The sequence below is a fragment of the Pyramidobacter piscolens W5455 genome, from assembly GCF_000177335.1.
GTDB classification, from domain to species: domain Bacteria; phylum Synergistota; class Synergistia; order Synergistales; family Dethiosulfovibrionaceae; genus Pyramidobacter; species Pyramidobacter piscolens.
On sequence record NZ_ADFP01000079.1, the window covers coordinates 47,996 to 69,741 of the forward strand.

Below are 21,746 nucleotides of genomic sequence, written 5' to 3' on the forward strand. Positions count from 1 at the left end.
CAATATTATTTTCTTATTTTCCTAATGGAAATACTGCGAGTATAAGCATTTTTCGAGAAAACTCGGTTTTATCTATATGCTCGTTAAGTTGGGATCTTTACATCAACGCATTCGGAAGCCAGGTACTGAGGCAGGGTAGGTAGGTAACCAGAATCACATCCAGAATGAGCATCAGGATGAAGGGAAGCACGCTTTTTACTATGCGTTCAAGCTTGATGTCCGCCACTCCGCAAGCGACGAAAAGGCAGATGCCGAAAGGTGGCGTCACTTGACCGATAGCTAGGTTGACGCAGATGATGAGCCCAAAGTGAACAGGGTCGATGCCCAGCTGTGCGGAAATGGGGAAGAGAATCGGCACCAGAATAATGAGTGCTGCTACGGTGTCAAGAAATGTTCCCACGCTCAGAAGAAGAAGGTTGATCAGCATCAGGATGATGATGGGATTTTTTGAGATGGACATCAGCCATTGCGCTATGGCGTCAGGGATACGGTTGTTGGTAAGTATCCAGCCGAAAAGCGATGCAGCGGCGATGAGGAATAAAATGCCCGCCGTACTTACCGCTGATTCTGTGAAAACTTTCATGATAGTTTTGAGAGTCAGCTCACGATAGACCAGAACTCCTACCGCCAAGGCGTAGACCACGGCAACTACGGCCGCCTCTGTGGGCGTAAAAAATCCCGAATAAATACCGCCGATGACGATAATCGGCATAAACAGCGCCAGAATAGAGTTCTTAAAGGCTACCCACCTAGCATGCCATGTCGCCTTCTGCTCGTCCTTGTAACTGCGCTTGTATGAGATGCCGTAGGTTAAAGCTATCAATGACAGTCCCATCAGAAGTCCTGGCACCATGCCGCCCAAAAACATGCTTGCTACAGAAGAGCCGGTGAGCACAGCATAAGTGACAAAGGGTATGCTTGGCGGAATGATGATGCCAATGGTCCCTGAAGCTGCGTTGATCGCAGAAGCAAAACCCACGTCATAACCATGACTGACCATGGCGGGAATCATAATGCTGCCGATAGCTGCTGTCGTTGCCGCTGAGGATCCGGAGATGGCTGCAAAAAACATGCATGCAACGATCGACACCATACCGAGCCCGCCGTGGCAGGCACCGAGAAATGAACTCGCAAGAGCAATGAGCCGCCTCGATATGCCTCCCTGCTCCATGAGACTTCCTGACAGGATAAAAAATGGCACTGCCATGAAGGGAAAGGAATCTGTCGCCGTAAAAAGGCGCTGAGGTACCACTTGAAGGGGAATACGGGTGCACAGCGTCAACGTCAACACCGACGAAAGGCCTATAGCAAACCCAATAGGGACCTTCAAAAAGAAGAATAGTAGCAGAGAGCCGAAGAGCACCAGCGCGACTTCGTTAGTCATGAGAGTTCACCGTCGCTTTATTTGAGAATTTCTGAAGTAAGTTATCGACGGAGTGAAGCATCATTAAAGCAGCTCCAATGGCGATAGACGCGTAAATGTAGCCCATTTTGACGCCCATGGCTGGGGAAGTCTGACGCAGCGTGAACAGGACAATTTTGACGCCGTAACGGAGGAGTACGTAAAAAAAGGCCATATTCAACAGGGTCACAAAAAGAGCGCCTGTATTCTGGATTTGGGGAGGAAAGAGGTTCATGAAAGCTTCTATATTAATAAGAACACCTCGCTTAACGCCCACACTCAGCCCAAGAAAAGTCAGATAAACCATCATGTAACGCGATAATTCCTCGGACCACGGCAAAGAGCCCTGTATAAGTCTGCATACTACCTGCGCAAAGGTTACCGCCGTCATGCCTGCGAGCAGAAGGCAGATAGTCTTCTCTACGAGGCTGTTCAAGAGCTCGCTTGTTCTATGTATCAGTCCAGTCAGTTGCATAGGTCCTCCTTTCCAAAACAGACCGTGCTTTTCAGGGCACGGCCTGTCCTTTGCGTTCAAGATAGAAAATCGACCCTTCTGTTTGTGTTATTTTGTATTGATGATATTGTCGATAAGCTTTTTATCAAAGCGCTCTTCGTACTTTGTGTAAATAGACTGGCAGGCGGCCTTAAATTCAGCCTGATCAGGATAGGTGACTGCCATGCCCTGCTTCTGAAGGAGTCCAATCTGCTCTTCATCCATTTGCTTGATCAGGCCGCGCTCGTAGAAGGCCACTTCTTTTGCTGTATCTACAAGGACAGCGCGGGTCTTTGCATCAAAGCGCTCCAGAGTGATAGCGCTGATCAGAAACAGCGAAGGTGAATAAACGTGGTTGGTCATTGCTAAATACTTCTGACCGGCCTCGATCAGTTTCTGAACGTAGATGATAGGCACAGGATTTTCCTGACCGTCGATAACCCCCTGCTGCAGCGCTGTGAAGACCTCACTCCAGGCCATGGGGGTAGGATCGACGCCAAGAGCGCGAAAGGCATCTATGTGAACCTGATTCTCCATAGTACGGAGCTTAAGTCCCTTGATATCGTTGACGGAGTTGATCGGACGCTTGGAGTTGGTGACCTGACGGAACCCATTCTCCCAGTAGGCGGCACCGACAATACCTACATCGATGAGTTTCTTTAGGAGTTCTTGTCCCACAGTGCCGTCGAGAACCTTGTAAACATGCTCACGGTCGCGGAACAGGAAGGGCAGGTCAAACATAAAGAAGCGGGGTTCAAATCCGCCCATGGGGCCCGTGGAGGTAACGCAGATGTCCAGAGTTCCCATCTGAAGGCCTTCGATGTTATCCCGCTCGTTGCCAAGCTGGGCGGAATGGAAGATATCAATTGTCACAGCACCATTGGTACGTTCCGTCACCAACTCGGCATACTTGACGAGTCCAAGGTGATACGGATGGGACGGAGCCACGGAATGAGAAGCCTTGAGGATCTCAGTGGCTGAAGCTGACGCGCAGAGCAGCGCTAAAACCACAAGAGCAGCATATAACTTCTTCATGTCGAGAAAGCCTCCTTGAAATTTTGTGGAATGAAATGGCGCAGCGGGCGCACTTGTATGTCCTTGTCAAAGTACCCCCAGGGAGGCGCACGGTGCTGCGGAAGGGCTGGTTTTATTTCAGAACTTCTCTTGCTTATTCCCTGGCCGGCGGGATATCGACTTGCTTGTTGAAACTGAACTCGGGTGATGGGAATGATCCGTTCAGAGTCTCCTCGTGGAACGCATTAAGACCATCCACCATGGCCTTGCGAATCTGAGCAAACTGCTTGACGAACTTGGGCTTGAAATCACCGTACATGCCAAGAAGATCCTGTGTCACCAACACCTGACAGTCCACATCGGGACCAGCACCAATACCGAGAATAGGAACACGGACTTCTTTGGACATGGCCCTTGCGACACAACTGGGCACGCACTCAAGGACGATGGAGAATACGCCGGCTTTTTCGATGGTCTTGGCATCTTCAATAAGTTTGCGGGCGCTTTCAGGCGTACCGCCCTGAACCTTGAATCCTCCGAGCGAAGTTGCGGTTTGAGGAGTCAGACCTATGTGCCCCATCACGGGAATACCAGCATTCACGATTGCTGCGATCTTGTCGGCCATGTTGATGCCGCCCTCAAGTTTGACGCAGTCGCAGCCTGTTTCCTTGATCATGCGGATGGCATTGGTCATCGCTTGCTCACAGGAAACCTGATAGGAACCGAAAGGCATATCGCCAATGACAAAGGTGTGAGGAGCTCCCTGTACTACTGGACGGATATGATGGATCATGTCGTCCATGGTTACTGCCGTTGTTCCCTTGTAGCCAAGCATGATCATGCCTAGAGAGTCGCCGACAAGAATAACCTCCACATCACTGTCGTCCACGATAGATGCAGTCGTATAATCATAAGCCGTCACATAGGAGAACTTTCTGCCTTCATCTTTGTACTTCTGAAAATCCATAACCGTCATTTTCTGCTTTTCCATCACGAAATGCCCCCTATTTAAAGAATATGCCAAGTTTTCATCGCCATTTTGCTGTTTTTGTCCGACGAGTTGCCATCTTTAAACCACATCTTTATTCTCGGGAAATTCACCTATTCTTTTGCGTGGATCAAATTTACGATCAGACGATTGGCCGGCACATCCACGCCATGAGCTTCTGCTTCTTTCACAATGGCACCGTTGATTTTATCAATCTCAGTTTTACGCTTCTTAGACACATCCTGAAGCATGGATGAGCGATTCAGGCCTGTTTTGCGGGCGACTTCCACTACATTTGCAAAAACTGTGGCTGCGTCAAAATTAGCACCGCCAGCATTGGCTGTCGCGACAGCTTCATAAACTAGTGCCTTCGACACTGCATTGGCGCAGGGATTGTCGGCAATACAGGCATTTGTTCTGTCTATAAGAGCTGTAATTGCGTTGATGCCGACATTCACAAAGAGTTTGTTCCACACAAGTTTCATTACGTCATCAGAGACGTCCGTAATGAGATCACATTCATTCAGGACAGCAGCTACTATCTCTGCCGCATTTCGATCACTGCTTACGGGACCAATATGATTCTGGCCGACGCCGGCATGGTAAACAAATCCCGGCTCTTTCATCGTGCAGCCATGGGCTGTCGTTCCTAGAACGATATTTTTCTTATCCACAAACTTGCGGATATCCGCATCATTCCCATAACCGTTTTGAAGAGAGAGAACCATAGTGTCTGGCCCGATCAGTGAAATGTTTTCTTCCATAGCCTCAATGGTCTGGATAGACTTTACAAATACAACAGCAAGCTCTACGACTCCTACAGTTTTTGCATCTGTCGTCGCTTTAGGATGGAAGATTCGAATCTGCCCATCCTGCTCCTCAATTTTCAGCCCGTTTTCATTTATGGCCTGCACGTGCTCTGCCCAGATATCCACAAGATAGACGTCGTTTTTTTGAGAAAGATATCCGCCGAAGAGGCTTCCCATCGCGCCGGCTCCGACCACAGCAATTTTCACGAGTTATTTTCCTCCTTTCAATCAGTTCTTAACGGTTTTTAACTGTCTTGCTCGTGCTGTTTATAGATTATGCCTCCTTTCTATGCTATAATTTATCTCATATATAAATTTATTTTTCCGGAAAAATACGCCATAAATAATAGCTTGTTTCGCATTGCGAAACGGCATATTGTTTTTGACTTGTAGAATAATTATAATATAAAAATGCCGTCTGTCAATCATTATTTTTCAAATGAATCTTAGGTCGCATAAGTGAGGTTTTGCAGTTTATAAAAAACAAAAAATAAATTCATGGGAAACAAGATCGTTGCTATACTAAAAAACACCATCAACTGAAAGGAGATTTTTCCATGAGCAGCAAAAAAGAATTTTTCCACTAGAGAATGTTCACACTAATAGCCAATTACCCAATAGTAATCTATAATGTGCATATGGAAATTACGAAAGGACAGTATGAGCGAATTGAAAAATACTTGCCACGTCAGCGCGGGAATGTGAGTATGAGCAATCTCCAACTGATCAATGCGATACTGTATGTCACGGGAAACGGTTGCAAATGGAGGGCATTGCCGAAATCCTATGGAAACTGGCATACGATTTATGTACGCATGAACAGGTGGAGCAAAAACGGCGTTTTACAGCGCCTGTTTGAAGCGTTGCAAGTGGAGAACATTATTCGCATAAAGGTCGAGACGATCTGCTTGGACAGCACATCGGTAAAGGTTCATCCCAACGGGACAGGCGCTTTAAAAAAAGAGGAAAACAGGCCATTGGAAGATCATGAGGCGGGCTCACAACGAAGATTCATATGGTCACCGCAACTGACAGATCGGCTGTCAGCTTCGCGCTCTCCGGGGGAGAAGCCCATGACTCGCCGGAAGGGCTAGCTCTGCTTGACAAGATCATAAGAGTCCCAGAGCAAAAATACATCCTGATAGACAAAGCTTACGAGGGAGAGAATATACGGAGAAAAGCGGTGGAGAAGGGGTATTCTCCGGTTGTTCCTCCAAAATCGAACCGCACAGATCCAAGAGAGTATGATAAGGAGAGATATAAGCAACGCAATGAGATAGAGCGATATTTCCTGCGTCTTAAGCGATTTCGGAAAATATTTACCCGTTACGATAAGCTTGACATGCTGTTCTGTGGATTCATCTACTTTGCTATGATTGTAGATGCAATTTAGCGTGAACACGCTCTAGATATAGAAACATTGAGTAAAAGGAGAGAAATCCATGAAATCGCATTCAGAGCGAACTGGCTTGGTCCAGTCTATAGAGCGTGCTTTTTCTATAATTGAAGCGTTGAAAGAGCATCAGGAACTTGGCATTGCAGAGCTCAGCGCACAGCTTTCGCTCGATCGAAGCACCGTGCACCGTCTCTTGGCAACACTTCGCGTTCTTGGATATGTGAATCAAAATAGAGAAAACTTCAAGTACTCCAACAGCCTAAAGTTTTTTGACATTGGGCACAGCGTCGTGAGATCCCTTGGACTTGGGCGTATCGCTATGCCCTTCATGAAGGCGTTGGCCGAAGAAACTCAGGTAGGCATCAATCTTGCTGTGATGGAATCGTATTCCGTGGTTTATATCGAGAAGATAGAAAGCCAGTCTACAATCCGTGCCACATTGCCTCTGGGCGTCTATATGCCTGCCTACTGCACGGGGCTTGGCAAAATGCTTTTGTCCTGCATGGATGAAAAGGAAATTCGGGACGTTTTCAGGAGTTCCGACGAGGCAGCGTCACGCAGTACTCCTCATGACAATATCAAACTTCGCCGCTATACGGCGAATACAATTACCAATCTTGATTTGCTCTGTGAAGAGCTGGCGAATATCCGCAAACGGGGATACAGTCTCGACGACGAAGAGTACATCAGCGGACTCTACTGCATCGCAGTGCCGATCCGCGATTATCAAGGACGTACTGTGGCCGCCATGAGTGCTGTCCTGCTCAAGATAATTGGCACGGATATCCAGAGCAAATCCCAGGATGTGCTGAAGAAGCTTACCGCAGCAGCCGGCAGCATATCAGCCTCTTTGGGCTATCACTGAACAATAGAACAGTATGACCGGTCATGTCTGGATACATTCGAGAGCAGCGGCGCGGCGCCGTGTAACAGCGCCGCGCCGCTGCTCGTATTGGTCTTATGCTGTTCCCTGTTGCCTTTTTCTGCGGCGCTGTCGCGCATAGGTGTCGGTCAGGTTTATACCATCGGTTTGATCGAAGCGCTCGTGGCTGGGGTGCTGGGGATCGCGCTGCTGGGCGAGTGCGTTGCCGGAACGCAGGCGACGGCGTGCCCTGACAGTTCCTCCGCATAGCTTTGACCGGCCAGGATGCGATGTGCCGCCGGTCCCGAAAGGACTCGCTGCGCTTCAAGCATGGCATGGTCAGTAAAATTTCCTAAATAATTGACGGCGGGGAGTGACGCGGCAAGGGCGTTGCCCCTGAATGAAGTCTCCGGAAGGCGGCGACGTTCTGAAGCCGATAAAGCGGAATGGACGCGGAGCGTTACAGTATGGTATAAATTAAAAGAACGAACGGCGGCGCGTGTTTTATCACGGCGGAAGAATGATCGGCAGAGCCTGCAGAACAGCTGAACGACCGACAAAGGGAGTGCAGGGATGAAATCTTCTTCAAGCGTCTTGGGAATTGGGGCGATGCTGGCCGCGGGACTGTTCTGGGGCGGCAGCGGCACGATTTCGCGCTTCGCGCCGGCGGCGGCTCTCGATCAACCGCTGGCGCTGGCGTGGACGCGGCTGTTTTTCGGCGGCGTCATGCTCGGCGCGGCGGCGTTGGCCGTTCGCCGGCGCGGCGTTTTTTTGGCGGCGCGCGCGGCGTTTCTGGCCGGGATCTGCACGGCGATGAACCAAACGGGGTTTTTCATGTCCATGGATGTGCTCGGCGTGGCGCTGAGCACGATGCTGGTGATCGGATCGTCGCTGGTGATGGCGGGCGTTCTCGGCTGTTTCCTCGGCGAGGCGCCGTCGCGGCTCTGGTGGTTCGCGGCGCTGCTGGGCATTGCCGGCAGCTGTCTGGCGGCCGCGCCCGGCTCGGCGGGAGCTCCTTTTCAGCTGAAGGGGTTGCTGTGGGGATTTCTTGGCGGGCTCGGCTACGCGCTGCTGGGGCTGAACTTGAAACTTTTGGGCCGGCGCGGGCTCGGCCCGTTGGAGAGCAACGGCGCGGCGCTGTTGTGGGGCGCGGCGCTGATGCTGCCGCTGCTGTGGAAAAGCGACATGAGCTGGCTGGCGACGGCGCGCGGCATGGCGAGCGCGCTGGCGCTGGGTTTTTTCCCCACGGCGGTGCCTTATTTCTTCTTCGCGCTGGCGCTCGCGCGTATCACCGTGGGACAGTCCTACACGATCGGACTGCTGGAGCCGCTTACGGCGGGGCTGCTGGGGCTGTTCTTCCTCGGCGAGACGGTAACGGCCGTGCAGGCGGCCGGCATGGCGCTGGAATTCGCCTGTATGGCGCTGACTGGTTGGGACGCTCTTCATAAAAGGTAAAAGCTGACGAAGGGGAGAGGATGAAATGTACGAATCGCTGCTGACTCGTTTCAGCCGGGACCATCCCTGCTGGAACCGCGATCTGTTGGAACGCGCCGGAGAGGACGCGGCCGGACTGGACGAACTTGCCGCGCGGGGGCTGCTGAAGGAGCGCGGCGGAGTCTGCACGCTGACGGCGGCGGGAGCGGAATCGTTCCGCCGGGCCGCGGCGGAGATGTTTCTCGACGAGTGCCCCGGCGGCGAGCCGGAAGACGCGGAACGCTGCCTGCTGACCACGGCGCTGTGGCTGGAACTGGAGCGCACGAACGTGCAGCGCTGGGGGCTGAAGCGCTACGTCGTCCGCCTCGATTGGCCCGTGCATCCGGCGCTGCGGCGCGAAGAAGTGTGGCGTCTCGAGGACGGAAAATTGCGCTGGCTTTATCCCGACGAACCGCGCTTCAAGGCCATGCTCGCAGCCCGTCCTGCCGTGCCGCATCACCGCCGCCGGCCGGAAATCCCCGACCCCGCCGCTTGGACGGCGTGGCGCGCGCTGCCCGGCGAGAGGCTTGGGCTCGATCTGGCGCTGATCGTCAACTACGATTTCGAGAACTATCTTGACTTTAAAGGACATGCGGGCGACGAGCACCGGCTCATCAACACCGACCGCTTTTACTTCTCGGCCGCGGCGACGGCGGAAGAACAGCTCGACGCGCTCGGCCGCTTCCACCGGCTGCTCTGGGAACTGCGGCGGCTGGCGATCCCCGGCTATCTCGACTGCGACGTTCACGAACAGGACAGCGTCAACTGGCTGATCTTCGTCAGCCGCACCCGCGCCGAGGCCGAAGCCTCTCTGGCGCGGCTGAAAACGCTGGGCGACGAGCTGATCCGCCCCGTCAACCCGATGGAGATCTGGACGCTCGCGCTCGAAGATCTGAGAGCCGTCCCCGACCGCTGCGAAGTGATCTGGGACGTGCTGCCCCAAGCCGCCCGCCCCGTCTGCCTGACGCTGTAACGCGGGCATTTTGCCCCTGAACGACGCAAAGCGGGCGGAATTATTTCGTTTTGTCTTTTGGACATGAGGCGATACGTATTGACACGTAATCAATCGGTTGTATGATAGATTCGGCACAAAAGAAGGGAGTCCGCGCGGTGGGCAAAGTTTACGGCCAAAAAGAATTCATCAGGGAGGCGGTCTCCAGAGGCTGGACGATCAGTTACGGGCGCGGCAAGGGAAGCCACGTCTGGTGCTGCAAGGAAGGAGAAAGGCCGTTCCCCATACCGCAGAAGATCAAAACGGGAATGAACGCGGACATCGAGAAAAGGCTGGGGATCAAAGACGAGAGACGTGCACGTCTTTCGTTTCCGTTTTATGCCGAAAACACGAAGGAGATGAATTTCAATGGAGAAAAAGCCGCCGGTGTATTGTTACCCTGCTGTATTCAACGACGGCGAAGGTTTTTGGAGCGTTCGCTTTCCCGATCTGGAGAACGCGTTTACGACCGCTGATACCCTGGATCAGGCGATCTTGGAAGCCAAGACCGTGCTTGAAGAATGTCTCTATTTTCGCGAGGAAAGCCGCGACGAAATTCCGCAGCCTACTCCGTTGGACGAGATCAGACGCTCCGCAGGAGATGCGCTCGTTCAGCTTGTCGTCGCCGACATGGCGCAGGCGAGACGCGAAATGTCGCAGCGCGCCGTGAAAAAGACGCTGAGCATTCCCTACTGGATGGAGGAAGAGTTGAAAAAAGTTCCGACCTTGAACGTTTCGGGGCTGCTTCAGCAGGCTGTGATCAAAGAACTGAATCTTAAAGAGCCGTATACCGCTGGTTAAGCGAAAATGTTACGGAAGCGTAACAGGCAAAAAGCGGGCGGAAGCCGATGAAATCTGACTCATCGGCTTCCGCCCGCTTTCGTTGTTCCACGTGGAACATTGCCCGGCGGAGGCGCGGCTTTTTTTAACGAGGTTTTTTCAGCAGGCCGTGGAAGTAGTCGACGACGAAGTCGAGGAACATTCGCGTCTGGTCGTTGAGTTTGCCGCGTTCGTCGCAGGTGATGTAGATGTTGCGGCTGCACAGCGGGTCGGAGATATGCACCAGCCGCGCCTTGTCGGTGGCCAGATGACCCCACGTGGCTTCCGGCCAGAACGAAATGCCCAGGCCGGCGCTGACGAGGCCGCGGATCGTGCCGGGATTGTCGCTTTCGAATCCCACGTGCGGGACGAAGCCGCACAGCGCGAAAAAGTGGTCGGCGATCTCGCGCATCGGACTGCGCTTGCCGAGCATGATGAAGTTCTCGTTGCGCAGGTCCTTGAGCCGCACCGACTCTTTCAGCGCCAGATGGGACTGCATGGGGACGGCCAGCAGGATCTCCTCGTTCATGACCACGCGGCCGTTTCCCGGCGCCGCGTCGGGCAGAGCCGTGCGCATGCAGAGGTCGCACTTGGTGGTGCGGGCGTTCTGGATGATCTGGAAGTCGATGAAGGGATGCATGGCCTTGAACTTGAGGAGGATGTCGGGCAGCAGCGGCGATCCGGCCAGCACGTTGAAGACGATGGTCGAGCGCGAATGTCCCGCCACGACCCTGAGCTCTTTGGAGAGATTGTCGAGGATGCTCATCACGGGCTCGAGCTTGCGCTTCAACGCCAGCCCCGTGTCGTTGAGCTGCACGCGCTTGCCTTTGCGCAGAAACAGCGACACGCCGAGCTCCTTCTCCAGCGAGAGCACGGCTTTGCTGATGGACGGCTGGGAGATGTACAGTTCCTCGGCGGCCTTCGAGAAATTTTCGTATTTAGCGACAGTCATAAAGTATCGTAAATGAAAGAGTTCCATATAAAACACTCCTTTATAACTGGAATCTATAATATGATTCTACACGAAAGCCCGTCAAACGGCAATGGCGCGGAAGGATGCGGAAAAGCGCCGCAGCGCGATGCGAAGAAAAGCAAGAAGGACGCCGCTTGCGGCGAAACCTCAAGGATAAAAAAGTCTCGTCTGGAATGCGCATTCCAGACGAGACCTTTTTCGTTTTCTTTCGCGTTTTTGCGGCGGCTTCCGTTGGGCGGCGCGCTCACTCTTGCCCGGCGAGGAACCGGCGCGCTTCGACGAGGTCGCGGAGCATTTTGTCCCACGGCGAGCCCTCGACGCGGCGCGGGTTGCGCAGCAGGTAGGCGGGGTGGAACAACGGGCGCAGCGTCATGCGCCGGCCGTTCCACGTGAATTGATGAAAGCGGCCGCGCAGACCGTTGATGCCGGTCTTGACGCCGAGCAGCGTCTGCGAGGGCACGTTGCCGACGGCAAGCACCAGGCGCGGACGGATCGCCTCGAACTGATCCGTCAGCCACGGCAGGCAGGCGGCGATCTCGGTTTTGAGCGGATTGCGGTTTTTCGGCGGCCGGCATTTGCATATGCTGGTGATGAAGATCTCCTCACGCTTCAATTCCGCCGCGGCGAGGATCTCGGTGAGCAGACGGCCGGAGCGGCCGACGAAGGGGCGGCCGGTGCGCTCCTCTTCGGCGCCGGGCGCCTCGCCGACGATCATGAGAGAGGCGTTTTCGGGGCCTTCGCCGGGCACGTGATAAAAGGCGGAGCCGTCCTCGCGGACGCCGTCGGCCTGTCCCAGCGGACAGTTGCGACATTGGCAGACGCGCCGATGGAGCGCGCTCAGTGCGGACATGCGGATTCCTCCCCGGAAAAGTTCTCGAGGGTATTATACACGAATTATTTGAGTTTGAGCGGCAGCCCGCTGACGCACAGGTAGACCGAAGCGGCCAGCGCGGCGACGCGCTGGTTGAGGCGGCCGACGACGTCGCGGTAACGGCGCTCGGCGATCCGCTCGGAAGAAAGGCCCATGCCCAGCTCGCGGGTGACGACGATCACTTCGCAGGGCGGCAGGCGCAGTTTTCCGACGAACGCTTCGATTTCGGGGCAGGTCTCGCCGGCGAAGCGGGAACTGCCGTTCGTCAGGTTGCTCACCCAGGCGCCGAGGTCGTCGACGATGCACACGCCGCCTCTGACTTTATCGAGCGCGCGGGCGAGATCGAAGCCTTCGACGATGGTTTCGCAGCCGTCGTCGAGCCCTTTTTGATAGAGCGCGATGTGTTCCAGCACGTCCGCTTCGGTGGAGGTCTGTGTGGAAACGATCGTTTTCCGCTCCCAGTCCTGCGCCAGTTTCAGCGCGAAAGCGCTGGCGCCGCTGCGCCAGCCTCCGATGACCATGCGGACCTGGACGCCCGCAGGCGACTTCTATTCGCTGCCCATGAGCAACGCCTCCTTCAATCGAAAATTTTTTTCGGCGCGGCGGACGCGCCGCTTCTTACGCTTCCTCGCGGATCAGCGCCGCCAGCGCCTCGAGGTCGAGCGAACGCGGCGTCCCCGCGCCGGCAAGCAGGCTCTCGGCGAGGCCGCGCTTGCGGCGGTGCAGCTCGACGATCTTCTCCTCCACGGTGTGGGCGGCCACGAAGCGGTAGACGGTGACCGGGCGCGTCTGGCCGATGCGGTAGGCGCGGTCCGAGGCCTGGTCCTCGACGGCGGGGTTCCACCACGGATCCATGTGGACGACGAAATCGGCGCCGGTCAGATTCAGCCCCGTGCCGCCGGCGCGCAGGCTGATCAAAAAGCAGTCGCCGCGCCCCGACTGGAACGAGCTGACCAATTCGGCGCGTTTGCCCGGCGGCGTGGAACCGTCCAGATAGAGGCAGGGCACGCCCCGCTCCGCGAGCGCCCGTTCGATCAGGCGCAGGTGATCGGTGAACTGGCTGAAAACAAGGGCGCGGTGCCCGCTTTCGCGCAGCTCGTCCACGAGTTCGAGCAGCGCTTCCAGTTTGGACGAGGGAATCGCCGCGCCGACGCCGTCCGAGACGAGGCTGACGGCGCAGCAGCAGCGGCGGAGTTTCATCAGCTGGGCGAAGACGGCGAAGCGCTTGTCTTCTTCCGGAGAGTTCCCGGCGGCGTCGATGGCCTCGACGGCGGACTGGCGCAGCGCTTCGTAGAACGCGCGCTCCTGCGGGCTCAGTTCGACGCGGCGCGTCACTTCGGTGCGTTCGGGCAGATCGTCGAGTACCTGCTCCTTGACGCGGCGCAGCAGAAACGGCGCGATTGCGCGGCGCAGGCGGCTCCGCGCGCCGTCGTCGCCCGCGGCGACGGGGGAAGCGAAGCGCCGGTTGAAGCGTTCCAGCGAGCCGAGCAGGCCGGGGTTGAGGAAGCGGAACAGGTTCCACAGCTCGCTGAGGCGGTTTTCGATCGGCGTGCCGGTCATGATCATGCGGAAGTCGCCGTGCAGGCCCATGACGGCGGCGGAACGTTTGGTGGACATGTTCTTGACCGCCTGCGCCTCGTCGAGCACGACGGTGTGCCACCGTTTCTGCGCGAACGACTCCGCGTCGCTCTGCAGCAGGCCGTAGGACGCCAGCACGACGTCGAACGGTTTGAGCGCGGCGAGAACCTTTTCGCGGCCGGCGCTGCGGTAGTCGATGACGTTCAGCGTCGGCGCGAAACGCGCCGCCTCCTCGATCCAGTTGCCGCAGACCGACGTGGGCGCGGCCACGAGCGCCGGGCCGCCCTCGGCGCGGTGCAGCAGCAGCGCCAGCGTCTGCACGGTTTTGCCCAGCCCCATGTCGTCGGCCAGACAGGCGCCCGCGCCCCAGTGGGCGAGGCGCGCCAGCCAGCGGAAGCCTTCCAGCTGATAGGGGCGCAGCTGCGCGCGCAGCGTGCGCGGTGCTTCAGGCGCGAGAGCCTGCGCTTCGTCAAAGCGCTCGCACAGCTGCTGCCATTTTTTGTCGGCGGCCAGAGCGCCTTCGTCGAACAGCTCCGCCACGGCCGCCGCGGCCGGCGCCGGCACGCGCAGTTCCTGCCCCTTGGCGTCGGTCATGGCGTCGAGCGTTTCCAGGCGGCGCTGGAATTCCCGCGTCAGCGCCACGAACTGCCCCGCGCCGACGGGGACGAAGCGGCCTTTGCGCTGCCGCAGCAGATCCATGAGCTGGCGCAGCGACAGCGTCAGTTCGCCGTCGACGGCGACGGTGCCGGAGAGCGCAAACCAGTCGGTGCCGCCGCTTTGGATCGCGCCGAGCATGGCGCTTCCGTCCAGCTCGCGGCGCACGGTCATGACGCCGCCGCGCGGCCATTCGACGGTCACGTCGGGGATTTTTTGCAGCTGCAAAAGCAGTTCGAGGCACGCGTCGGGAGCGGCGAGCTGCGCGCGGCCGTCGTCGGGATCGCCGTTTTCGGCCAGCGCCGGGCAGGCGGCGAAAAATTCCTTCGTCTTCCGCGCTTCGGCGGCGAGGTCGCGTTTGACCTGCACGCGCCGTTCGCCTTCCGCGCCGTCCCTCTTCAGGCCGAACAGCGTCGGCGCGCCGCCGCCGGGACGGCAAGACAGCCCCTCGCCGCCGAACGGGCGCACGACGACCTCCACGTTCAGACCGTCGCCGCAGGGCGAGAGCTGCACGTGCAGGCGCGCGTCGGCTTCTTCGACGGGAACGCTCTGCGGCGCGCCGTCCAGTTCGGACTGCACGGTCACGTTCGCGGCCAGCCGGGAAAGGATCTTCAGCGTGCGGGCGCGCGCTTCCTCGGGAACGACCGCGCCCTCGCCGCCGAGAATGGCGGAGATGTTGCGGTGCGTCTGGGTGAAATGGGTGACGCGCAGCCGCGACGGCGACTCTTCGCTGAGCGCGTATTCGCGTCCCCGCGGGTTGGCGGGCGTCATGAGGACGCGGCAGCCGGACGGGACGCGGGTCACTTCCAGCTGCGGTTCGCCGACGACGACTTCGAGCGGCGAAAAGTCGTCGGCGCGGACGAGGTTGGGCAGCCCGGCGAGGATGTGCAGCGCCTGCATTCCGTCCAGCCACAGCTCCGACTTGCCGTAAGAGCCGCGATCGTACACGGCGTCGGCGACGCGGCGTTCCTGCTCGCTCAGGCCGGGAATGCGTTCCAGCCCGTTGGCGATGGAGCTGAGGGCGATCTCGCGCCCCTTGCTCCATTTTCCCGAGCCCTGCAGCGTCTGTTCGAGCGGGCGCACGGCGACGATCGGTTCGTCCTCCTCCAGCCACGCCGGTCTGGCGAGCTCGACGAGCCAGAGGAGGCGGCGTTCGCCTTTCTTCCTGACTCCGCCGGCGTCGCCGGCGAGCGATTCCAGAGCGTCGAGGGCGCACTCCCACGGCGGACGCGGGCTGAACAGGTCGCGAAGCGGGTGCCAGCCGTTGTCCTGTCGGCTTGCCAGCGCTTCGCCGGCGGATTCCAGCTCGCTGGCGACAAACGACATGCCGAGGCTGCTCAGGTGGAACGCCGCGATGCGGTAGAACGGCCGCCACGTTCTGGCCAGCCGGGGCGCGATCCAGCGCGCCGCCAGCAGCAGATGGCACAGGTCGGCCGCGCCGAGGCCGAGGGCGTCCATCAGCTTCGCGAGCCGCTCGTCGAGCGCTTTTTCGTCCTGGCGGGGCGGGGCACACAGCATGGAGCGAACGGCCTTGTCGAGCGTCTTGACCAAATCGTCTTCGGCGAACAGCGCCGCCTGATTGGCGGAACTTCCTTTGGCGAGGACGCCGAGCGCGTCGTAAAGGCGTCCGCCGCGCGCCCATTCGGCGCGGTTGCTTTCCTTGTGCGCGGCGGCGGCGATCTTGTCGGGCGCTTCGCGCAGCGCCGCCAGCAACGGGATGTAAAACGGATCCCAAAGGTTGACGGGCGGCGGAGCCTTGCCGGCGCGGCGTTTGGGACGTCGCGCCAGGCGCGCGTAGTTTTTGCGCGCCGTTTCGAGGTCGCCGCGCACCAGTGCGTCGACCGCCTGCAGGCGGTCGCGGCCGGCGTCGTCGAGCTTGGGCAGCAGCTCCATCGCCTTCGCGAAGAGTCCGGCATGGCAGTACTGGTCGGCCAGCAGGGCCGCCAGCTCCGGAAAGTCGCCGGACCGGCAGAGTTCTTCCTCGGCGTCGGTCGCAAAGGCGCGCAGTTCCGGGCTCATTCTCGTCAGATGCAGCGTTTCGAGGAAAAAGGGGCGCATGACTTTCGGCAGGGCGCGAAACATCTCGCGGTCGAAGGGATTGTTCAGCACCGTGGCGGCAAAAACGCTCAGGCATTGCTCTTCGGTGGCTTCCCCGCCGGCGAAGTCGAGCGCCCCCAGCTGGATGAAACTTTCGGAGTCGCCCAGATAAAAATATTTGCGCAGAAAGTACACGGCGCGCCAGAGCTCTCTGAACACCCGACAGCCGCCGCCGAATTCGGCGCGCAGCGAAGGCAGATGCAGTTTGCTCTCCACGGCTTCGCAATACAGCGCGAAGGAGTTCTCGCGCACCGTTTCGCGGGCGACCAGCTCGCGGATGGGCAGAACGACGGACCAGCCTTCGCTCTCGTCTCCCCGCTCGCGCCCCGCCAGCCCGAGCCGTTTCCAGCGCTGCAGCGCCGCCGCCGCGTCGAAACCGGGAAGAGTCGGCGAGATGCGGGCCGCTTTTCGGGAATGGAGCATCGTCTCGTACGCGCCCGCCGCGACGGGGCCGACCGCCGCCGCCAGGATCCGCAAGGCGTGTTTCTCGTCGCCGTCCGTCTTGCGGTAGAGAGAAAGCAAATTTTTCCGTTCGAAATCGATCTGCACTGCGCGTCACCTGCCTTTTCCTTTATTTGTTTATTATAGCCGTTCCGCGCGAAGTAGGGAATTCACCGGGGCGCGAACTGGTATTTTCAACAATGCCAAACGGAATGGGCGGCGCTAGACTGAAGCCAACGAAACCAGAACGGACCAGATCATTCGACGAGGTGACTCACATGAGGAAAAAAATCGACGCCCTGGCTTTGGGCGGCTGCCTGCTTCTGCTCGGCATCCCCGCCATGGCCGGCGAAAAGCTGACGCTGGCGCAGTGCGTCGAAAAGGCGCTGGCTTCCCATCCCAACCTGACGGCCGCCGCGGGAACGGTCGAATCGCGCCGCGCCGCCGCCTCGCTCTCCGCCGCCGGCGCCCGGCTGAAAGCCAATGCGACGGGATCCTACGCGCGCAGCGGCGCCACCAAAGGCGCGAACAGCGGCGGCAGCGACGGCGACTGGAACACCGGCGTCTCGCTCTCGCAGACGGTGTACGACTGGGGCAAGACGAACGCTTCCGTGAAAAGCGCCAAGCTCAACGAAAAAGCCGCGCAGGAAACGCTGCAGCGCACCCGCGAGAGCGTGATCGCCGACGTGCGCGACGCCTATTACAGCCTGAACAAGGCCGTGCGCGACACGGCAGTGCAAAACGAACAGGTGAAAAATTACCAGCAACGCCTCGATTGGGCCAAATCCTACTATTCGGCCGGCACCAAGGCCAAAATCGAAGTCACCAAGGCGGAGACCGACCTGGCCAACGCCCGGCTCTCGCTGATCAAGGCCGAGTCCGCGGCGGAGCAGTACAAGGCCCAGCTCGCCTCGGCGATGGGAACGCCGGAACTGGAGATCGACGGCGTCGCGGACGAATTGGATTACGAACAATGGGACATCGCTCTCAGCGACGCGCTGAAGCGCGCGGCGGCGAACCGCGCCGACCTGACGGCTCAGGACCTGCTGGTGGACAAGGCGAAGACCGACGTGACGTCGGCGAAACTGACGAACGCCCCCGATCTGACGGCCAGCGCCGGCTACAGCTTCGGCGGCTCGGGTTTTTACGACGACGACCAGTGGAGCGCCAAGCTCAGCCTGTCGATTCCGATCGGCGACGGCGGCGAGACGAAAGCGCGCGTGGCCGGCGCCAAAGCCGACCTGAAAGTGGCGCAGGCCAACCGCGACAAACTGGCTCAGGACGTTGTGCTCGACGTGCGCCAGGCCTGGCAGAGCCTTCAGGAAAGCGCCGCTTCCATCACCGCCGCCCGCGCCGCGGAACGGCAGGCCCGCGAAAATCTCGACTTGGCGCTGGGCCGCTACCGGGCCGGCGTGGGCGACAGCCTGGAAATTTCCGACGCCGTCGACGCCTACGCCCAATCGCAGACGACGCTGATCACGAGTCTTTACGATCACAAAGAGGCGCGGCTCAGCCTCGAAAAAGCCATGGGGGAGGTTTCCGGATCATGAAACTGAAAAGGATCGTTACGCTTTTTGCCGTCGTCGCGCTCAGCTGCGGCGGCGTTTACTGGTACAGCGAGCGGCGCGCCGACAGCGCCGACGTGAGCTACCGCACGGCCGTCGCCGCCCGCGGTTCGCTGCGCAGCGTCATCCAGGCCACCGGCACTCTGAGCGCCGAAGAGACCGTCGACGTGGGCACGCAGATCAGCGGCACCATCAACGACATCTACGTAGACTACAACGACAAGGTTTCGCAGGGACAGCTCATCGCCGTGATGGACAATCGCACTCAGCAGGCCGAAGTCGACATGGCCAAGGCCAACGTCCTCTCCGCCAAGGCGGACCTGGCCAAGGCGCAGGCCTCGCTGCTCAAAGCCAACCGCGACCTGAAGCGTACCCGCGAGCTGATCAAAAAGGACCTGATCGCCCGCAGCGAGCTCGACGCCGACGTGGCCGCGCAGTCGACCGCCAACGCCGACGTGATGGCCGCACAGGCCAAAGTGGCCCAGTACGAGGCCACGCTGCGCAAGGCCGAGATCAGCCTCGGCTACACGAAAATCTATTCGCCCGTCGACGGCGTCGTCGTGGCCAAGAACGTGGAAAAGGGCCAGACCGTGGCCGCCAGCTATCAGACGCCTAGCATCGCCGAGATCGCCCGCGACCTCAAGCAGATGCAGGTCGAGGTCAACGTCGACGAAGCCGATATCGGCAGCGTCAAGGTGGGACAGGACGCCGAATTCACCGTCGACGCCTACGCCGACACGACGTTCTCCGGCAAGGTCACGCAGGTCCGCATCTCGCCCAGCACCAGCGACAACGTCGTCAGCTACACGGTGATCGTCAAGGTCGCCAACGACGAAGAAAAGCTGATGCCCGGCATGACCGCCAACGTCTCGCTGGTCGTCACGGAGAAGAAGGACGTTCTGCTCGTGCCCAACGCGGCGCTGCGCTTCCGCCCCGTCGCCAACACCGCGGTGACCATGGGGCCGCCCTCGCGCCGCGGAAGCGTGGCCGCGGTGGAGACGCCCGGCGTGTACGTGCTGATCGACAAAAAGCCCGCCAAGGTCGAAGTGGAGAAGGGCATCAGCGACGGCGACCGCACCGAGATCCTCTCCGGCCTCGAAGAAGGCGCGAGGGTGCTGGTCGGCTTTAACCTGCAATCGGAAAAGAAGACGAAATAAAATGTCGCTCGTCGAGCTGAGAAACGTCAAAAAAAGCTTCCGCCTCGGCGGCGAGCAGGTGGAAATCCTTCACGGCATCGACCTCGTCGTGGAAAAGGGGGAGTTCGTGGCCATGATGGGGCCGTCGGGATCGGGCAAGTCGACGACCATGAACATCCTCGGCTGTCTCGACAAGCCCACGTCCGGCCAATATTTCCTCGACGGCCGCGACGTCTCGGAACTGAACCGCGACGAGCTCGCGGCGATCCGCAACAGCACCATCGGTTTCGTGTTCCAGGGCTTCAACCTGCTGCAGCGCACCAGCGCCGTCGAAAACGTCGAGCTGCCGATGCTCTACGCCGGCGTCCATGCCAAGGAGCGCCGCGAGCGCGCCAAGGAAGCCCTGGTGCGCATGGGACTGGGCGAGCGCCTTTACCACGAGCCGAGCCAGCTTTCCGGCGGTCAGCAGCAGCGCGTCGCCATTGCCCGCGGCATCGTCAATCACGCGCCGATCCTGATGGCCGACGAGCCCACGGGCAACCTCGATTCAAAGACCAGCGACGAGATCATGCGCCTGTTCCAGCAGCTCAACCGCGAGGAAGGCATCACGATCATCCTCGTTACCCACGAACCCGACGTGGCGGCCTTCGCCGGGCGCGAACTGCTGTTCCGCGACGGCGTGATCCTCGAAGACCGCCCCAACGAACATCGGCGCACTTAAAAGGAGTGAACGTTCATGATTTCATTCGTGGAGATTTTCCGCACCGCGCTGCGCGCCCTGCGGCGCAATAAGACCCGTTCGTTCCTGACCACGCTGGGCATCATCATCGGCGTCGGCGCCGTGATCGCGGCGTTCGCCGTGGGGGCGGGGGCCAACAAGGTGATCGACGAGGAAATCGCCTCGTTCGGCACCAACTCCGTCACCGTCATGCGCGAGCGCAACGCCCAATCCACCGGCGACACGGCGAAATATCTGACGGAGAGCGACGCCGAAGCGATCGCCGCCAACGTTTCCGGCGTCGAAGCCGTGGCGCCTACCGTGAACACCAGCGTGCAGGTCATCTACGGCAACACGAACTGGTCCACGTCGGTCTACGGCAGCACGCCGTCGTATGCCGACGTAAACGGCTATGCGATCGCCAAAGGACGCAACCTCAGCGAGTCGGATCAGCGCATGGGCAACAAGGTGGCCGTGATCGGCGACACCGTGGCGCAGAAGCTCTTCGCTCATGAAGATCCGCTCGGCAAGTCGATCCGCATTGCCAAAGTGCCGTTTACCATCGTCGGTGTGTTCGCCACGAAAGGACAATCCACCGGCGGCTTCATGGACCAGGACGACATGGTCCTCGTGCCGCTGAAGACGGCGCAGAGCCGACTCGTCAAATGGGACAACACGCCCGGCCGCGTCGGCACCATTCAGGTCAAAGGCGTGTCGATGGAATCGCTTTCGTACATCACCAGCGAGATCACAATGCTGCTGCGCGAGCGCCACAAGATCCGCGGCGGCGAGACCGACGACTTCGCGGTGCGCAGCCTTTCGCAGATGCTCGAGGCGCGGCGCAAGACCACCAGCGTCACCTCCATGCTGCTGGCCTCCATCGCCGTCATCTCGCTCGTCGTCGGCGGCATCGGCATCATGAACATCATGCTCGTCTCGGTCACCGAGCGCACGCGCGAGATCGGCATCCGCATGGCCGTAGGCGCCAAGAGCGTCAACATCCGCCTGCAGTTTTTGATCGAATCGGTGACGCTGTCGGTGATCGGCGGCATCCTCGGCATCTGTCTGGGCATCGGCGCGGGCTACGCGCTGGCTTCGGTCACGCAGGCGCCGCCGGTATTCACGCTCAGCTCCATCGCGCTGGCCTTCGTGTTTTCCGCAGCGGTCGGCATCGGCTTCGGCTATTACCCAGCGGCCAAAGCCTCGCTGCTCAATCCCATCGACGCGCTGAAATACGAATGAAGCGCGAAGATCCGCGGCGCGATCGCGAGCGTGCCGCTTTCCCATACACGCTCCGCGGAGCGAAATCCTTTGTAAGGAGGTATTCACGTGAAACTTACCGACAGGAAATACGCAATTCTGGCGTTCTCGGCACTGGCCGCTCTGACGCTGGCCACCGCGGCCTGCGCGCGCCCGGGACCGGGGTTCCACGGCGGGCCGCCGCCCTTCGGACACGGACCGGGCGG

18 protein-coding genes and 1 pseudogene are annotated in these 21,746 nt (G+C 59.1%); 10 read left to right on the plus strand and 9 right to left on the minus strand.

Features of this window, described 5'->3' with window-relative positions; all coding sequences use genetic code 11:
• Positions 1–97: 97 nt before the first annotated feature.
• The 5 genes from HMPREF7215_RS07115 to HMPREF7215_RS07135 form a co-directional block, all read right to left on the minus strand.
• Positions 98–1,384, minus strand: coding sequence for a TRAP transporter large permease (locus HMPREF7215_RS07115; RefSeq protein WP_009165094.1), 1,287 nt, complete (start codon positions 1,382–1,384; stop codon positions 98–100).
• Positions 1,377–1,877 (minus strand): TRAP transporter small permease, encoded by a 501-nt coding sequence (locus tag HMPREF7215_RS07120; protein ID WP_050768885.1) that lies wholly within the window; start codon positions 1,875–1,877, stop codon positions 1,377–1,379. Before HMPREF7215_RS07120 ends, HMPREF7215_RS07115 begins: the two co-directional genes overlap by 8 nt.
• 87 nt (positions 1,878–1,964) lie before the next feature.
• A complete protein-coding gene (locus HMPREF7215_RS07125) occupies positions 1,965–2,930 on the minus strand; it encodes a TRAP transporter substrate-binding protein (protein ID WP_009165096.1) in 966 nt (321 codons plus the stop codon).
• A 133-nt stretch (positions 2,931–3,063) separates the two neighbouring features.
• Entirely contained in the window at positions 3,064–3,900 is an 837-nt protein-coding gene (gene panB, locus HMPREF7215_RS07130; RefSeq protein ID WP_009165097.1) for a 3-methyl-2-oxobutanoate hydroxymethyltransferase, read from the minus strand.
• A gap of 110 nt (positions 3,901–4,010) precedes the next feature.
• Positions 4,011–4,913: a ketopantoate reductase family protein gene (locus HMPREF7215_RS07135; RefSeq protein WP_009165098.1), complete on the minus strand. Its 903-nt coding sequence runs from the start codon at positions 4,911–4,913 to the stop codon at positions 4,011–4,013.
• 431 nt (positions 4,914–5,344) lie between these two features.
• On the opposite strand from HMPREF7215_RS07135, the pseudogene HMPREF7215_RS13260 reads away from it, so the two are divergent.
• From HMPREF7215_RS13260 to HMPREF7215_RS07160, 6 genes and pseudogenes are all read left to right on the plus strand, one after another.
• Positions 5,345–6,099, plus strand: a pseudogene (locus HMPREF7215_RS13260) (IS5 family transposase).
• Positions 6,100–6,148: 49 nt separating this feature from the next.
• A complete protein-coding gene (locus HMPREF7215_RS07145; RefSeq protein WP_009165101.1) occupies positions 6,149–6,967 on the plus strand; it encodes an IclR family transcriptional regulator in 819 nt (272 codons plus the stop codon).
• A gap of 108 nt (positions 6,968–7,075) precedes the next feature.
• Positions 7,076–7,234: a hypothetical protein gene (locus HMPREF7215_RS13265; protein WP_009165102.1), complete on the plus strand. Its 159-nt coding sequence runs from the start codon at positions 7,076–7,078 to the stop codon at positions 7,232–7,234.
• 303 nt (positions 7,235–7,537) lie between these two features.
• The gene (locus HMPREF7215_RS07150) at positions 7,538–8,419 is read left to right on the plus strand and encodes a DMT family transporter (protein WP_083798290.1); all 882 of its coding nucleotides are present in this window, start codon (positions 7,538–7,540) and stop codon (positions 8,417–8,419) included.
• A gap of 25 nt (positions 8,420–8,444) precedes the next feature.
• Positions 8,445–9,410 (plus strand): hypothetical protein, encoded by a 966-nt coding sequence (locus HMPREF7215_RS07155; protein ID WP_009165104.1) that lies wholly within the window; start codon positions 8,445–8,447, stop codon positions 9,408–9,410.
• Positions 9,411–9,797: 387 nt separating this feature from the next.
• Positions 9,798–10,229: a type II toxin-antitoxin system HicB family antitoxin gene (locus HMPREF7215_RS07160; RefSeq protein ID WP_040550822.1), complete on the plus strand. Its 432-nt coding sequence runs from the start codon at positions 9,798–9,800 to the stop codon at positions 10,227–10,229.
• 124 nt (positions 10,230–10,353) lie between these two features.
• Here HMPREF7215_RS07160 and HMPREF7215_RS07165 read toward each other — a convergent pair whose 3' ends face one another.
• The 4 genes from HMPREF7215_RS07165 to HMPREF7215_RS07180 form a co-directional block, all read right to left on the minus strand.
• Positions 10,354–11,226, minus strand: a complete 873-nt coding sequence (locus tag HMPREF7215_RS07165; RefSeq protein WP_009165108.1) for a LysR family transcriptional regulator — start codon at positions 11,224–11,226, stop codon at positions 10,354–10,356.
• A gap of 238 nt (positions 11,227–11,464) precedes the next feature.
• On the minus strand, positions 11,465–12,070 hold the full coding sequence (locus HMPREF7215_RS07170; protein ID WP_009165110.1) for a uracil-DNA glycosylase: 606 nt from the start codon (positions 12,068–12,070) through the stop codon (positions 11,465–11,467).
• Between the two features lie 44 nt (positions 12,071–12,114).
• Positions 12,115–12,612, minus strand: a complete 498-nt coding sequence (locus HMPREF7215_RS07175; protein WP_009165111.1) for a bifunctional adenosylcobinamide kinase/adenosylcobinamide-phosphate guanylyltransferase — start codon at positions 12,610–12,612, stop codon at positions 12,115–12,117.
• Positions 12,613–12,709: 97 nt separating this feature from the next.
• On the minus strand, positions 12,710–16,969 hold the full coding sequence (locus HMPREF7215_RS07180) for a DEAD/DEAH box helicase (protein ID WP_009165112.1): 4,260 nt from the start codon (positions 16,967–16,969) through the stop codon (positions 12,710–12,712).
• A 170-nt stretch (positions 16,970–17,139) separates the two neighbouring features.
• Here HMPREF7215_RS07180 and HMPREF7215_RS07185 point away from each other — a divergent pair, with 170 nt between their 5' ends.
• The 4 genes from HMPREF7215_RS07185 to HMPREF7215_RS07200 are packed head-to-tail and all read left to right on the plus strand — an operon-like array spanning position 17,140 to position 21,522.
• The gene (locus HMPREF7215_RS07185; protein WP_009165113.1) at positions 17,140–18,411 is read left to right on the plus strand and encodes a TolC family protein; all 1,272 of its coding nucleotides are present in this window, start codon (positions 17,140–17,142) and stop codon (positions 18,409–18,411) included.
• The gene (locus HMPREF7215_RS07190; protein WP_009165114.1) at positions 18,408–19,583 is read left to right on the plus strand and encodes an efflux RND transporter periplasmic adaptor subunit; all 1,176 of its coding nucleotides are present in this window, start codon (positions 18,408–18,410) and stop codon (positions 19,581–19,583) included. The genes HMPREF7215_RS07185 and HMPREF7215_RS07190 overlap by 4 nt, the downstream gene beginning before the upstream one ends.
• A 1-nt stretch (position 19,584) precedes the next feature.
• A complete protein-coding gene (locus HMPREF7215_RS07195; protein ID WP_009165115.1) occupies positions 19,585–20,283 on the plus strand; it encodes an ABC transporter ATP-binding protein in 699 nt (232 codons plus the stop codon).
• Between the two features lie 15 nt (positions 20,284–20,298).
• A complete protein-coding gene (locus tag HMPREF7215_RS07200; RefSeq protein WP_009165116.1) occupies positions 20,299–21,522 on the plus strand; it encodes an ABC transporter permease in 1,224 nt (407 codons plus the stop codon).
• Positions 21,523–21,746 lie beyond the last annotated feature (224 nt).